This window comes from Candidatus Neomarinimicrobiota bacterium, assembly GCA_017656425.1.
Classification (GTDB): domain Bacteria; phylum Fidelibacterota; class UBA2242; order UBA2242; family B5-G15; genus JACDNV01.
On record JACDNV010000006.1, the window covers coordinates 82,350 to 98,944 of the forward strand.

The window sequence follows — 16,595 nt, forward strand, 5'->3', positions numbered from 1 at the left end:
GTAGATACAGAATATTTTAAGCTATTTTTAGCATTTTCAGTATCTTCTGAAATTTATTGTAAAATACTTCAACATTATACTTTGTCATCAGCCTTTCGTGGTTTTCTTTTTTCAGTTTATTAAATAAATATTCCCTATAATCCTTTTTTACTTTTTCTTTTATCTCATCGAATATAAACTGCTTCTCATCTACCTTTAAAACGCACTTTATAAGTGCATACATTTTCCCCTTTTCAGGATCGTTATATTCTATCGGTCCTTTTATCTCTCCTAATTTCATCGAAAATGCAATCTTTCCTACATTAATATCATCACCTTTCTTTTCAGGATAAACAACACCATCTTTTCCACGGAAAAATCTTTTTACATAAACTCTTCGGTCAATCCTTTCAAACCGCTCACCCTCTTTTATCTTCCTTTTGCATTCCGAAATCTTCAAAGTATCATTTGCCAGCACAACATATATATTTACCCTGGCTGGTCGATAATATAGAGAATCCCTATTTTTTTCAAAAAATTCCCTAAGCTCCCGTTCTCTCGGCTCGGGAATCTGCTTTTCTATTACCTCTTTATCATATAACTTCGCAATTTCATCTATTATCACCCAATTTTTCGTATCAGGTCTAATAATTCTAGCATCAATTCCTGCATTTTTTGCTCTCTTTAATAAAATATCCGTCTCTACTGCCCTGATTATATAATTCTTAATTTCATTAACTTCAATCTTATCGCCACCTCTAAACTCGATAATATCACTGATGAAATAAAGATATCTCTTTAAATTAACTTTGTGCCTGGGGGATTTCATAATAACGAAATTATTTCCGGAATTTATTAATTTTTTAAAAGTATCCTTATACGCATTTTGATAAAAATTAGGTATATTAGACCATTCTACTAACTTTTCCAAGGCTAACTTATTCCAAACTATAGAATTCTTATCAACAATTTTGCTTTTATCGTTTTCAAACTCCTTTTGAGCAATTGGTGTATATTTTATACTAAGCATATTCAAAATTTTTTTTCTAACTTTCTCGTATGGCTCTTTCTTGCTATTCTTTATTTTATAAACTTTTACGATGCAAAAAGCATCTTTTGTTTCCAGAACGTTAATTGAATTTAGAGGAGAGCTAAATATTACGCCCTTCAATTCATCAAACTGTGAATCACTCCAATTTATTGAAAGCAAATTATTTGAACTTGTAATCTTCCCCTTATTCTTGGTAATTCTTTCAATAATATCATCAAAATCTATCCAGTATTCTGCATCTTGTTTGATTTTGTATGCTAATTGTCTTAGTGAATCAATATCTTCATCTGTCATACCTTCTTCTTTTTCCAACACTATTTGCTTATAATATACAACTTTCCCAAAGTCCTTATAATATTCTTTTGCAATTGAATCATTAACATATTTTTCATAATAGAATCTTCGATAATATTCATTAATAAACTCGTCATTCAATATATATTTTATCCCACTATGATATCGTATCCTGTAATAAAGATCTTTTTCGATAAAATCTATAAGCCTTAATCTCTTTGATATTATTTGATCCAGTGCAGCATAATAGCCCTTTGAAATTGGTTTATAAAGACGGTGAAAGTGGTAATTGTAAAAGTAATCCTGTATTTCTTTAAAATTTACATTATTCATATTATCAATTTTCACTATTATAGTATTTAAATAATCCTGCTTTTCATCTCTCGATCCTACAATAATGATAACCAAGACTATAAATAATATCATCCCCAATATTAGTTGCAATCTTTTCATATTTGACTCCGTTCCCCTGATAGCTAACAAGAAACTTAGCTAAATTAATTATCCATTTATATTAAATCAAAATTAAAAGAGCAATAAATAGATTTAAAAAAAGGCGGAGGTATAAAACCCCCGCCTATTTTGGATTAAGGTAATCAAATATTCTACTACTTCATTAATACCATCTTCTTTGTGATCTTCTGTCCAGCAAATTCAACGGTATAGAAATAAACTCCACTTGCTAAGTTCGATCCGTCAAAAGTAATATTATATGTTTTCGCAATACCTTCTCCATTCATTAACGTTGTAACTTCCCTACCCAGCATATCAAATACTTTCACAGTAACTTTACCTGAATGTGGTAATGTAAAAGTGATATTTGTTGTTGGGTTAAATGGATTTGGATAATTCTGATTTACTTTAAATCCTTTTAATACATTATTTTCTTCCCTTACTCCAACACCCTGTGGTAATCTACCTTCATCTAATGCTGCAAGTAATTCCTCGTATTGATTATCTCTAATTTGTAACCATGAACTTTTTTGATCAGGGAACCAGTTTAAATCACCTATAGGATAACCATCGGCATCTACTATATCATCATCACTATATGACAAATCTATTGGTACAGGCCAATCTGGATAAACATAAAAATCAGAACCTACAAATACCAATCTCCAGTCTGGTAATATCACTGCCTTAGTAATGTCCATAGTATTAATAGCGAAATCTCTCAGAGTATCTACATAGGTAGTAAGTAAATTCCTTGGATCAGTGAAATTTGGTAATTTCTCATACCAGGTACCTTCTACTAGATATGGCCAGTTGTTATCATCATCAAACATTGCCTTCGTTCTTGTATTCATCTTAATTGTTTGGTCATACCATTCATCTGTATTATTTATATTGTTATCTTTCATATATTGAGCCAAGTTTAATAACCTCGAATCCCAATAAACCAAATTCCTATCAACTAAGACCTTCCTATCAACCTGGTCCATATCAGATGGCAAAGTATCTACATTTATAATACCAAGCGGTAATTTATCCTGATCTACTTCAGGAAAATCTTCATCAATATAAGTATAAGGCTGAACGTTACTGTTTACAAAAATGTTATTCGTCACAACCCATCTGCTTTGAAAACCGTTAGTCTCAAAAATAATACCAGCACAGTTGATAAAAGTATTGTGATTAAACATTAACAGTTTAATAGGATAATTTCTAAATTTGTACATCATACCCTGTGCTACAACATGAGTTGAGTTTTCAACCCATATTGTGTCTGTAGCATTATCTACATTATCATATACACCACCATTTCTTCTACATTCCTGACCACTTAAGTTTACAAAATAGGAATCTCTGATGTAAACTCTCGTCCCAGCCACAGCGTTAGAAGCTATTATCACCCATCTTGTTCGCTCAGCAATACAATTCTCTAAAGTAATACGACAATTTGGCTGCGTGAACCAGAAGAAAGTCCAACCAAGAGTTCCTTCCGCTGATGCCGGTACTATACATACATTTTTAAGAGTAAGGTCTCCCCCAGGATTAATACCGCCTGAGTTACCACCTTTACCACAGATCACCGGAAACATCTTTTGTGGATCACCATTATACAATGGTTCTGTAGCTTCACCTACGATAACAGTATGCCTATCAGATTTTGTAGTTGGATTACTACCTAATTCATACAATTCACCAGCTTTTAGCAGGTATACACGACCTTCTGGTACATTTGCGGTATCATAAGTAATTGCCTCATATAGATACTCTGGTAATACAACTGCAGTATCCCCGCGAAATTCCTCAACATAGTCTGAAATAGGGCTTTCTTGAGCAGCTAGCATTACAACCATTGCTAACACTACTAAGGTAACTAAACTCAATTTCTTCATGCTACACCTCCTTTTTTTAACGAATACATTTATTAATCCTAAAATTTATAGCGTAATACAAGTTCGTATAATGTAGGCGTATACAATTCACCCACCAGAGTTCGTTCTATCTTATCACTTCCAGGCCTCTTGAATTCTCTATAATTTTTAATTGATGTCCCAGTAAGATTTACAATATTAAATTGCACACTTAGACCCTTAACCGGTAATTTTTGTTTTACTGTTAGATCCCACCTTGTAATAATTCCAGTATAAACATCATCTTCAGGTCTTGAACCAATATAGGAAACCTCATCATCCGTTAAATTAAATGATAACCTACCAGAAAAACCTTTATAATCAAACCCCAGGATTAGATTTAAAATGTGATCTGCCTGATGAAGTAGCCTATCTTTATATGTTTTTTCTTTGGTTATATATTTGTATTTCTTTACCTTAATCGGACCTACCTGTTCATAATACGCTGAATCTGTATTTTCTATCCTTAAGTATTTCATACTCGACCAGGTCCTGGTATAGTTCACATTTATAACGAGAGAATTAAATGGCTTGGGCAAATACCACAAGTTTGACTGCCATTCGAATTCTATACCCCTAACATATCCAGGATATTTATTATTTATATATGAATTTATAAGTAATGATTTTTCTGGCAATTTACTCCAGCCCAACTTCTGCATTAATGCAGTATCAGGAAAATTAATCTCATATTTGTCAATATTTTGATAATATACTGACGTTGAGAAAAATACATTCTCCAATTTTTTATAGAAAGGAGCAATAGAAATCAATCCAATATTATGACTATAAATTGAAAGCGCGGCATCGTAATTTGTCACTTCTGTGGGCTTAAGTTTAGGATTTCCAACCCTTGTGTATCCTCCTGGTTCATATAAGACAGTAGGCACAATTGCCAAATAATCTGGTCTTGATATTGCCTCTGTATATGCAAGTCGTAGATCTGCCCACTCTGTAAGCTTATATTTTAGCTGCAAATTAGGAAACCAATTTACATCAGATCTGTCTACTTCATCTATATCTGTCGAATCATCCTGAACTAAAGCATCTCCATCGACAGGGTGGGTAACAATTAGTATATGACCATCATAATTCATCCTATACTCTTCCCATCTAATTCCTCCAAGCAATGTTAATCTAGGCCCTATTTTGAAAGTACTCATAAAGTATCCTGCGAGAAAATCTTCTGTCCCGACAAAATCATCTTGCGTTGACCACTCTTCATGTGTTCCTATACCCCATCCTTTCGGCGCAATTAAGAAAAATGGATCCATTATACCTTTGTCTACTACATATTTAATCGGATATTTACCATCAAGAAAATAATTACCTCGTTCGTAACTACTCCTCACCACCTCCATAAATCTCAAAGGATGTGTCGGGCTTAAAGGCTCACTCTCATCTCTCACGATAGTATAACCGTCTATATAATAATATATCTTACCATCTTTTTTCTCCCGAGGTATTGCATCGTAAAAGTCAGTATTGCCGGTTCTATTATAATAAGCTTCTATATCATTTTTACGATATGAATGATCATATTTCCCACCAAATTTTATATCAGCAGTTACTCCATATAATAGCTTAACTGGAATACTAAAATCTACCTTTGATGTATACAAATGTTGATTAAAATCCTCTTCTCTCGTAGTTGCCCAACCGTGTAACTCAGCCCTATAATAAGAAGAATCATCTATTTCAATTTCATAAACATCATTAAGATCCATAGTATCACCCGCAGTCAAGTAATTAATTCCCGCTCCAAAAGGAGATCTATCTTCAAAATTAAAATTCTGGCCTGGATCAGCGTATCTCTCCACTGTATTTTTATTACTGGATGAATGAGACAAACTAAACTCCATTTTCAGATTACCGAATTTATATTCACCCATTAAAGAATTTATCATCAATTGTCTCTCATGAAAATCTCTAAATATTGAATACTGCCCCAAGTTTTCTGTAAAAGTAAAAATGTTCCTATAATTAGCAAAATCATTTCTGTTATGAGATATGGAATTTTGTAAAATAATCTTACCATTCGGTAATTCATAATCCAGAATAATACTTCCTCCTTTATTGGAAATAATATTCTCTTCATCAGTATAATCAAAACCAGTCATTCTATATATTCCTTCACCAAATGGAACTGTTGGATCATTAATACTGAAAGATGAACCTATTCTATCATTTCCCACATTAGATCTATCCATGTGCCCCTGAATAAAAACTCCTAACTTATTATTAAAAAACCTCTTACTAATACTTGCCCATGACTTATAATTATCAGTTGTTCTATCTAATCCATTATAGAAACCTTGACCAAAGAAATCAAAATGTGAACCCTCTGGTGCCTCCATTATTTTTAAATTAACGACACCACCTATTGAATTAGCATCCATATCTGGAGTTAATACCTTAAAAACTTCTATTCCAGACAACATATTAGAAGAAATAAAACCAAGATTTACTGATCGATCACTTAAGCTTGTAGATGGTAACTGCACCCCATTCATCAGAACCACATTCTGTTTTGCCTGAATACCTCTGATTACTACCTTATCCCCATCCTGTAAAGATATACCTGGCAATCTACTAAGGGCAGCTGCAGCACTTTCGTCAGGCAATTCTTGAATTTTCTCGGAAGAAACTACATTCTTAACGCTTAATGCATTCAATTGCTCATTTATCGCATTTAATTGACCTTTTGCCTGTGCAGTAACTACTACTTCCTGTAGCTTTAAGCCTTTATAATCCAAAAACGCAGTAACATTGGTTTCTTCTCCAGAGTTAACTACAACAGGAATATCTTTATCTTCATAGCCAATGAATCTTATTTGTAAAATATAATTTCCGGGAGGTACCCCATCTATCTCAAATCTACCTTCTTCATTAGAGGCAGCACCCATATATGTCCCTTTTACCACTACATTTGCAAATGGTAGCGGTTTTTTAGTCTTACTGTCATAGACAAAACCTACTATTTTCCCGTTTTCCTGTGGAAAAACTATTTGAAAAAAAGTTAAAAAACAGAGTAATGAAATTGTTGCGAAGCTAATTACCTTATTCATATCCCCCCTCTTATTTTTTGTAGTTCAATTTCGCCAACACGAAATTATTATAATATAATTTATGTTAAATGTCAATAAAATAATTTATATACTAATCATTAAAATTTAACTATTGATTTTTATAAAATTGTTAATATATTTTAACTAAAGCATTTTGAAATTAATAAATATATGGAGGGTTTAAATGACTTGTTCTAACACAATCAAATTTTTTGCGGTCTATTTAATTCTAATTATTTCAATTGCTATTTCACAAACAGTTAAAAACGGTGGTTTTGAAAACACCTCTTTAGGTGAAATAACGAACGAAAGTATCGAAGGTTGGTCTTTCCCTGTGGGATCAAGTGTTTCAGACCCACCCTATTTCGCTATAGTTGATGATACTGTACACAAAGGAAACCACGCTTTAATGGTTGTGGTAAAATCTATTGGTACTAATGACTGGGACATACAGGCAGTAGCCGAAAGCATTAAAGTAGATCCAGCCAAAACTTACATCTATTCAGTCTGGGCAAAGTCAAAAAAAGGAAATGCAAAAGTAAATTTTACAGTCGGTAATTACATCTATCACGAATACGGAAGAATAGGAGGTGTTACCCTTTCAACAGAATGGGAGAATTTTACATTTGAATTTCAATTAGACGACGGCAGTACAACTATAAGAGCTCCAATTCATTTTAATTTTTCTGAAAATATCAGAGATACAATATGGATTGATGATTTCAAAATTATAGATGTTGAAAAAGAATTTGCCTCAAGAGTACCAGTGATCATTGAAGCAGAAGATGGAGAACTTGGTGAAGATTTTACAACTGGTACCGACGGAGACATTACATACATCACTGTCACAACAGATTATGCTGCTGATGTTGCAAAAAGTGCTCCAGATACCCTCAACAGAAACAAGAGAACTGTAAAATACAATGTGCTATTCCCATATGCAGGTACATATAGCTTATATGCTAAAGTAAAGGTGGGTCCAAATGGATATAATGATGATAGCTTCTGGTATTCCAACGGATTTGGAGATAAGGACGCTTCCAATCCCGATGATTGGATAGCTGTAAATGGATTAGCTAACGCAGGTTTTACAAATGCCGAAGATGTAATCTTTGAACGTGGGGCGGCTGGAAACAATGTCTGGAAGTGGGTAAATCTATCGAATAATAAAATGGAAGGTGAGGTACCAATTAATTTTACGGTTCAAGAAGATAGTACCACAGTTATTTTTATGATTGGTGGCCGTGAAGATGGATTATATTTCGATAAGTTTGCCTTTGGTCGCTCTGATTTATATTTCACTGTTGAAATGCTTGATAGTGCCTGGGCAGGATCTCCAGAATGGCCAAAAGAACCCGTTGAAACCTGGCCTGGACCACCATTAGCCACAGGCCATATTAAATTCCTTGGAAACGTATGGAGTAGCCCACAAAAGAAAGATTTTGAAAAGTACTGGAATCAGGTAACACCTGAAAATGCTGGAAAATGGGGTTCTGTCGAGGGAACAAGAGATGTTATGAACTGGACTATACTTGATGAAGCTTACAATTTTGCAAAAGAACATGAATTCCCATTTATGTTTCACGTCCTTATATGGGGAGCACAACAACCTTCCTGGATGAATGATAATACTTTAACTGATGATGAAAAATATGAAGAGATCACGGAATGGTTCCATGCAGTCGCTGATAGATACCCTGATATTGACTTCTTACAGGTTGTCAACGAACCTTTACATCAACCACCTCAATACAAAAGCGCTCTCGGCGGCAATGGAGATACAGGCTGGGATTGGGTAATAAATGCATTTCAATTAGCAAGAGATATTTTCCCGGATACTGTAAAACTAATGATAAACGACTTCGGAATCATTGGAAGTACAAGCTCTACCCAACAGTATTTAAACATAATAAACCTTCTTAAAGAAAGAGGTCTAATTGACGCTATTGGAGTACAGGGGCATGCATTTACCACTTACTATGCTTCCACATCCACTATAAAATCATGTCTCGATTTATTGGCATCCACAGGTTTACCCGTCTATGTTACTGAATTAGATATAGATGGTGTTGACGATCAGGTTCAATTAGAAGAATATCAAAGAGTATTTCCAACACTTTATCAGCACCCTGGAGTTATGGGAATAACTCTCTGGGGATGGAGACGTGGACTATGGAGAGATGAACAGGGAGCATATCTTATAAACAGTGATGGCTCCGAAAGACCAGCCATGAAATGGTTAATTGCCTATATGGATACTGTACAGGATTATGTTTCAATTGAAGAAGATTTAGTTCAAGGGAATCCACTTGAATTTAAATTATACAACAATTATCCAAATCCATTTAACCCAACAACAACTATAAGTTTCTCAGTTCCAATAAATACTCACGTAAAGCTCACTGTATTTAATATTTTAGGACAGTATGTAGAAACAATATATCAAGGTAACGTAACTCCCGGTACATATTCTATTCTTTTTGATGGTTCACAATTAGAAAGTGGAATATATTTCTATCGAATCGATGCGGATGGTTTTAGCCAGACGAAAAAGTTTATACTTCTAAAATAGAACAACACGGAGTTAATAAAAAAGGGGCGGTTATTATCACTGCCCCTTTTTTATTACATTTTAAAATCACAAAAAATCAAAAATCAATTCACTATAGGAAACCATACCTTCATTTTTCCAATACCTCTATTTGACCATACATAATAGGGAATAAGAATGAGACTTTCATTATTAAATGTACTTTCAATAGCTAAAACCTTTTCCGATAGTATCTTCATACCTTTTATATTAAATTCAATATTATTCGGGATTGTAATATCTGAAATATTTTTATTATCAACCTCCTCTGCACAGTATACAAAGGGACCATATTCAAAAGCCACTTTATTTCTATCTTCAATAACATTTTTATTCGCTATCACCATACGTACTTTCATTGGAAAAATCAATTCTACTTTATCCCCCTTTTTCCACCTCTTTATAATTTCAGCATAGCCTTTATTGTTGATTTTTAACTTCTTCTTTTTCTTATTTATCTTCAGAATTATTTTCACTTTTTCCGCATCTTTATAACAGTATAGGTCACCCGGAACAGGTCTCCCTTGAGTCCACCCAGGTATGCGTAATTTTAATGAGAATTTTTTACTCTTTTCTGGATTTACAAAAATTCTTATATGCCCATCCCACGGATAATCAGTCTCTTGCTCAACTATGACTTTGGTATCACCTATAAGTATTTCTGCTTTACTTGAAATGAATAAATTTACATATATACTATTTTTATCATTAGCATAAATGAGACCTGGTATATACGGTATAAACCTAATTAAGTTTGTCGGGCAACAAGAACAGTCAAACCATGGTTTTCGAGTGCAAGTACCCTGATTGAAAGCATATTTACCATCGGATTCCAAAGGATTTGGATAAAAGAATTTTGTACCATCAATTGATATTCCGGATATAATACCATTATATAAGGTTCTTTCTATTATATCATAATACTTTGAATCCCCAAATAGGAGAAACATCTTGTGATTCCATAAAACATTCCCTATTGATGCGCATGTCTCACAATATGCTGTAAGATTTGGTAATTCATAATTCTTACCAAATGCCTCACCCTCATGTCTTGAACCAATTCCACCAGTTATATACATTTTTTTGTTTACAACGTTTTCCCATAACCTGCTAACAGCATTTAAATATGCCGTATCTTCAAAAATTGCTGCAATATCTGTCATCGCAGCATACATATATACTGCTCTTACTGCATGTCCAACAGCCTCAGTTTGCCTTGTAACAGGTTTGTGGTCCTGACTATATTCTCCATAAAGCTTATGAGTCGTTGAATCCCCCCTGATATCTAGAAAAAATTTAGCAAGCTCAAGATAATTTCTATTACCAGTAACTTCATACAACCTGATAAGTCCGCTTTCAACAATCTGATGCCCGGGAGGTACACTCAATTTATCCTGCCCAAAATTTTTCACCAGCAAATCAGCATTCTTTATAGCAATATCCAAAAAATTTCTTTTACCAGTTGATAAATAGTGAGCAACGGCAGCATGAAACAAGTGCCCACTATTGTATAATTCATGACTACTTACAAGATTTTCCCATCTTTTCTTGGAGGGCTTCACCCACCACGCTGGAGGATTCTTTCTATCAATGGTAAACCATGTTGTTATGTATCCATCAGATTCTTGACCTACCTTTATTATGTCAATTACTGAATCCAAATAGGCTTCAAGTTTAGCATCAGGTAATGTAATCAGCGAATAAGACGCACCCTCAATAATTTTATATAAATCAGTATCATCAAAAGGCATTTTCCCCCTGTATTTACCTTTTTTTACACCACCAGCTACTAAAAAATTATCCATTCTGCCTTCTTTTTCACACTTTTCAAAAGCGTAAGGAATGGTTATTTCCTGAATTTTCTTTATCTTTGGAAACCAAAAGTTATCATTAATTTTAACATTTTTTATATCTACCTTTGAAATGGGATATCGTAGATAATTTTTACCACTAGTTACATCGCAAAGCATCAAAAAAATATAAATTAAGATTATTATTACCCCGTTCATTCCTTACTACCTCCTTAGCTAATTAGCCTCATAAATCATTACTATACACTTAGTTTAGGGAGAAAAATTGTCTATACAGTAGACAATACAAAAATAAAGACAGCCTGCTGTATGTATGGCAGGCTGCCTTCATTTTATAACATTTTTACCGTATATAATATTCCTACTTCAGTAACATTAGCTTTTTAACCTTAGTAAATTCACCAGCTACCATTTTGTAGAAGTAAACTCCAGATGGTAATCTACCAGCATCAAAAGTAATTCTATAATAACCAGCTTTGTAGTATCCCTTTGCAAGTGTGGCTACCTGTCTTCCCATAATATCGTAGACCACTATCTTCACATCAGTATCTTTCGGTAATGTAAATTCGATATTAGTCGTCGGGTTGAATGGGTTCGGATAGTTCTGTTTGAGTTCAAATTCCACTGGTCTATTAGCAAAATCAGGTCCTATAGCGACTTCTGGAGTATTTGTTGTATCAGCTTTCAGCCCGATAAATTTTATAGCCGCAACTCTACTATTAGTAGTATTTAGTGCGAACAGAAAGCTATTTATCGTGTCAGTAACCACATTATTATCATATGCAGATGCTTCAAATATATAGCTATTATCTTTCTTGGATAATTTAATTTTAACACATGCATTTCCATCGGCATCTTTACCATAATAAAGTTCGAACTCGTATTTACCTGAATCTCCTATTGCTCCTGCAGGAGATTGAACTGCATCGCTTAAAACATAATTGTCCGGACCATTCGTCGATAACCATACATTATTCACTACTGCACCAATCGAACCACTCACACCGGAAGCAAGCCAGTATGGTAATGGATTGTCACCACTTGGGGGAATGAACAAATATCCAGTTCCAATTTCTGAACCTGTCCAGTGATAATCAACGAGTTCGCCAGCATCTGAATTGAACAATCCCAATCTCATTGCATTGTCATTATCAAAACCACCTCCAATAAGTTCCATTTCACCATATACTTTAACTGCTCTACCAGCTTCAGGTATGATAGGTGCATCAAATTCACCCCTAATAGCTATCCAAGCTGAAGTTTGAACGATAGGATATAAAGTAAAATCTCCAACAAATTCTCCAGGCTGTAATGTCCATTGACCATTACCATTCCTACCACCTACAAATCCAATATCTGATAAGTAATGATTAACAAAAGGAGGTAATGGTATTTTTATTGGATCACCCTTATCTACCTTAACCTCGTAAAGTTTTACCAACTTTGTCTGTGAATCCTTATTGAAACCAAAGCATATTAGATTAAATTTTGTAGTTATCTGTGCTGAATCATAGGCTACGCCGGCAAACCAGTATTTTTCATTTTCTTCAACAAGATACCAGCGGATTTCATTAATACCGCCAGGTAATGCTTTAACCGAAATCGCGAAATCATACATCCCGGCTATCATTTCTGCATTACGTGGTCTTTGCTCAACTTGTGATAGTGCCCATGTTCCAGCACTGTTAGTACTGTACCAACTACCATCAGGCTCTCTCCAAACAACTCCAACTTTGGCATAAGCAGGTACCCCTCTCCAGGTATTTGACATAGTTCCCGTTCCAGTTCGAGGTGTGAATAGGTAGGTATCCCAAGTTCCTTCACTAACCCATCTTGCAGAATCAGTCAGTGCATTCTCTAACTTAGCATCCTCTTGATATGCTAACCCATATCTTATATGGGTATATGCGCTACCACCACCTCCTCCTATGAGCTCAAGTTTACCAGTTACAATAATTGCCTTCTCCTCACTAATCTCAACAGCTTCGCCAAAACCACCTGCTATAGTTGCCCAGTTTGATGGCGGATTCGTAAGTGTTGTGTCTCCAAATATTGCATCGCCAACCAGCGTCGTCGAATCATTAAGAATAGCCCAATTCATATCTGCATTCAATCTATCTTTACCCCACAGATCAACATAAAATGGTTCCCATGGAGCTTCAGGCACCTCTATAGGATCTCCCATGTCTACTTCAACACCATACAATTTTACCAGCTTTGTCTGTGAATCCTTATTAAAACCGAAGCATATCTGGTTAAATTTTGTAGTTATCATCACTGAATCATAGGCTACACCACCAAACCAATATTTATTATTTTCCTCAACAAGATACCAGCGTATTTCGTTTATACTATCAGGTAATACTCTAACAGAAATTGCAAAATCATACATTCCTGCAATCATTTCTGCATTACGAGGTGCCTGTAACTGTTGCGATAAAGCCCACGTTCCAGCGCTATTAGTACTGTACCAACTACCATCAGGCTCTCTCCAGACTACTCCAACTTTGGCATAAGCAGGTACTCCTCTCCAGGTATTTGACATAGTTCCCATTCCAGTTCGAGGTGTGAATAGGTAACTAAACCAATTCTTGGGGCTTTCCCACTTTGCACTATCGGTATTTTGATACTTCAACACAGCGCTATCCTGATATGCAACTGCATACCTCATATGGGTATATGCACTACCACCACCTCCTCCTATGAGCTCAAGTTTACCACGAATAATCACAGCTTTATCGGTAGTTGCCTGTACTTCGTCAAAACCACCTGCTATGGTTGCCCAGCCTGATGGCGGATTCGTAAGTGTTGTGTCTCCAAATATTACATCACCTCTTGGCATTTCAGGTACGTTAAGAAGATCCCAATTCGTATCTGCATTCAATCTATCCTTACCCCATTTGTAAACAGGAATAGGAAAAGTCCTAAGAATAAACTCGATATCATCAGCATACCAGATTGTAGTAACTCCAGTACCTCCGATATTTCCAGTACCGGCACAATTAATTCCAAAAGCTAAATAGATAGTATCTTCGAGTGATGCAAGGTAACCAGGTGACGGATTGGTTAACTTGAAAGCTATCTCTTCCCACTCGGTCGAAGCCTCATTTACATTACGATTATAAGACCCAACCTTTACACTTGAATTATTATAGGCTTGTGCTGTTGGTGAGTCCTGATAGGCTTCTACAATAATATCTTTCCAACCCACATCTCCCTGTTTGAAGAAAAACTTAATTTTAATCGAATCATAATCTGCAAGTGTTTTGCCTTCTTCCAGTACCACCTTAACTACTGGTGCAGCATTGTAATTGTTAGGCGTGAATTTTAACGCCTTATTACCAGGCTCTCCGGGTAATGTGTCGATTACAGCAGTTTCCCCTGTATTCCAACCAATAACATCAAGCGTATCACCTATTTCGTAATCTTCAAAATCAATTACCTGTGCCTGTAATGCTATCCCGCTTAAAAATAGGATACACATTACAAATACGGGCCAAATGTTTCTTTTTTTCTTCATTTTACCCTCCATACTATTATTTATTTAATTAATAATAATTTTCTTGTTAGCATTATGCCATCTGTTTCTAAACGATAAATATATACTCCACTTGGTAAGTCTTTACCATCAAATACTACTTTATAATTACCTTTCTGCTTGAATTCACTGACTATAGTTGTAACCTCTTTTCCAATCATATTATAAACTTTTAGTTTAACAAAACCTGCCTTGGGAAGATAATATTCAATAGTTGTAACGGGATTGAATGGATTTGGATAATTCTGTTTTAATTCATAGGATTTTAACGCAATTTCATTAATATCTTTTATTGCATTACCTTGACTATCAGGATGTACTCCGGTTACCAACCATGTCCATATCTTTTCTCTTTCCTGATCAGCCTGCTGCAACCACTGCGAATAATAATCCTCAGCCCCTTCCCTTAAATCTGGGTTCCACCAATTATACAAATCTCCTAATGGGAATCCACCCATAGCATAGGACTTAAGCAGTTCATTTGTATATGCAAGGTTTTCTGGTAAAGGCCATTCCTGATTTTTACCAGCTTCAGGTTTATAATCCCACATGTAATCAGCATTGGTTGACCATTTTTGTTCAAGAAATAATTTTAGACTATCGAGGTCAAGTGGTGGTTCAAAAAAGCCCGGATTTAAAGTTTCTGTCAAGGTTTGAGGATCGGAGGTAATATCTAGATTATTTGCCCTGTTTATATAGGGAAAAGCTTTCACAACTTCACCAGTTGCAGAATCCACAATTGTTGAATCACAGAAATCCTTTGTCCAGCTATCCAGCATTGGCCTTGGATAAGGAATTTCATCAAATCTCCTTTCTCTATATAAACCTTGAACATAAGGACAGCCTACATCCATTATTCTACTACTCGGCTTCCACTCAGCGTCTTTAGTCCAGCCTCCTCTCATCCAATCTACTAACCAGCTGTCAACATAATAAGCGTTATGTGCTATTAGAATATGTCTATCCTTGTCACTAAAAGGAACTTTAAAATCAATTGAGTCAGCAGGTGTAATTGACATTATAGCACCTGAAGGATCCTCTCCTTGAGCTGGAATAAAACCCAGCATATAAGCATTTACAAATAATGAATTTGTAACATTTGCCCAGTAATATACACCACCTTCAAGGGAAAACATAACAACATTATAAAATGTACAGTGATTAAAATATACTGTATCTGCATAGTTATTCATCTCCTGCATATAAACATATCCCATATTGGCAAAAGTACAATTTTCAAAGGATACATAGTCTGTATGATAGTCCGGCACGTCATAAGGAAACGATACCGCGCGCCCATAATACATATAATGCTTATCTACACAATTACGAAAATAACAATTTTTAAGTTCAAGATGTAAATGTACCGCTCGAACACAGATACTTCCAGAAGCTGTTACTGCAGGACATGGCATCCACTCAAAAACACATCCTTCGAAATAACCATACTGTTGTGTTGTATCCGTTGCATCCTGATCGAAAACTATAGGTGTTCCAGTTTGAACTCCATCTATATCTGCATACCTTACCCATATATTCTTCATAATGAGATGACCGAATACTCTTATATGAAATTCTTTAGTAACAGCACCACTTGCAGTCCATAAAATTTGAGGTGGTGCAGTTTCCTGTGTATTACCAGGAGGTGGAGCAACTAACTCTAAGGTCTCTCCTTCGGGAACTTCTATAGTAGCTGTCAAGACATATTGTTCATAGGGTTTTAATCTAAAGACTGTATTGGATAATGTTCCATTATTTATAGCTTCCTGTACTGCTTCATTCAATGTTCCTTCTTGCCCACCTGATTCCCAGTATCCAGGTACATCTACAGTATCTTTTTGTTGCCCAAATAATAATGGAAATGTAACAACAAAAATAATTAAACTTAAGATAATTTTTTTCAT

General features: G+C 35.0%; 7 protein-coding genes. 1 reads left to right on the top strand and 6 read right to left on the bottom strand.

Annotated elements, in window-relative coordinates:
* Window positions 1–16: 16 nt before the first annotated feature.
* From H0Z29_05720 to H0Z29_05730, 3 genes are all read right to left on the bottom strand, one after another.
* A complete protein-coding gene (locus H0Z29_05720; GenBank protein MBO8131000.1) occupies window positions 17–1,777 on the bottom strand; it encodes a peptidyl-prolyl cis-trans isomerase in 1,761 nt (586 codons plus the stop codon).
* Between the two features lie 155 nt (window positions 1,778–1,932).
* Window positions 1,933–3,666: a T9SS type A sorting domain-containing protein gene (locus H0Z29_05725; GenBank protein MBO8131001.1), complete on the bottom strand. Its 1,734-nt coding sequence runs from the start codon at window positions 3,664–3,666 to the stop codon at window positions 1,933–1,935.
* A gap of 38 nt (window positions 3,667–3,704) precedes the next feature.
* Entirely contained in the window at window positions 3,705–6,752 is a 3,048-nt protein-coding gene (locus H0Z29_05730; GenBank protein MBO8131002.1) for a TonB-dependent receptor, read from the bottom strand.
* 184 nt (window positions 6,753–6,936) lie between these two features.
* Here H0Z29_05730 and H0Z29_05735 point away from each other — a divergent pair, with 184 nt between their 5' ends.
* Window positions 6,937–9,324, top strand: a complete 2,388-nt coding sequence (locus H0Z29_05735; protein MBO8131003.1) for an endo-1,4-beta-xylanase — start codon at window positions 6,937–6,939, stop codon at window positions 9,322–9,324.
* Window positions 9,325–9,407: 83 nt separating this feature from the next.
* Here H0Z29_05735 and H0Z29_05740 read toward each other — a convergent pair whose 3' ends face one another.
* The 3 genes from H0Z29_05740 to H0Z29_05750 all read right to left on the bottom strand — a co-directional run bounded on the left by H0Z29_05740 (window position 9,408) and on the right by H0Z29_05750 (window position 16,595).
* On the bottom strand, window positions 9,408–11,351 hold the full coding sequence (locus H0Z29_05740) for a glycoside hydrolase family 127 protein (protein ID MBO8131004.1): 1,944 nt from the start codon (window positions 11,349–11,351) through the stop codon (window positions 9,408–9,410).
* Window positions 11,352–11,514: 163 nt separating this feature from the next.
* Entirely contained in the window at window positions 11,515–14,673 is a 3,159-nt protein-coding gene (locus tag H0Z29_05745; GenBank protein ID MBO8131005.1) for a T9SS type A sorting domain-containing protein, read from the bottom strand.
* Between the two features lie 20 nt (window positions 14,674–14,693).
* A complete protein-coding gene (locus H0Z29_05750; protein MBO8131006.1) occupies window positions 14,694–16,595 on the bottom strand; it encodes a T9SS type A sorting domain-containing protein in 1,902 nt (633 codons plus the stop codon).

Excerpts from the sequence above, each read along its gene's own strand:
- H0Z29_05730 (MBO8131002.1), bottom strand. The coding sequence starts at position 6,752 with ATGAATAAGGTAATTAGCTTCGCAACAATTTCATTACTCTGTTTTTTA.
- H0Z29_05740 (MBO8131004.1), bottom strand. The coding sequence starts at position 11,351 with ATGAACGGGGTAATAATAATCTTAATTTATATTTTTTTGATGCTTTGC.
- H0Z29_05745 (MBO8131005.1), bottom strand. The coding sequence starts at position 14,673 with ATGAAGAAAAAAAGAAACATTTGGCCCGTATTTGTAATGTGTATCCTA.
- H0Z29_05750 (MBO8131006.1), bottom strand. The coding sequence starts at position 16,595 with ATGAAAAAAATTATCTTAAGTTTAATTATTTTTGTTGTTACATTTCCA.
- H0Z29_05725 (MBO8131001.1), bottom strand. The coding sequence starts at position 3,666 with ATGAAGAAATTGAGTTTAGTTACCTTAGTAGTGTTAGCAATGGTTGTA.
- H0Z29_05720 (MBO8131000.1), bottom strand. The coding sequence starts at position 1,777 with ATGAAAAGATTGCAACTAATATTGGGGATGATATTATTTATAGTCTTG.
- H0Z29_05735 (MBO8131003.1), top strand. The coding sequence starts at position 6,937 with ATGACTTGTTCTAACACAATCAAATTTTTTGCGGTCTATTTAATTCTA.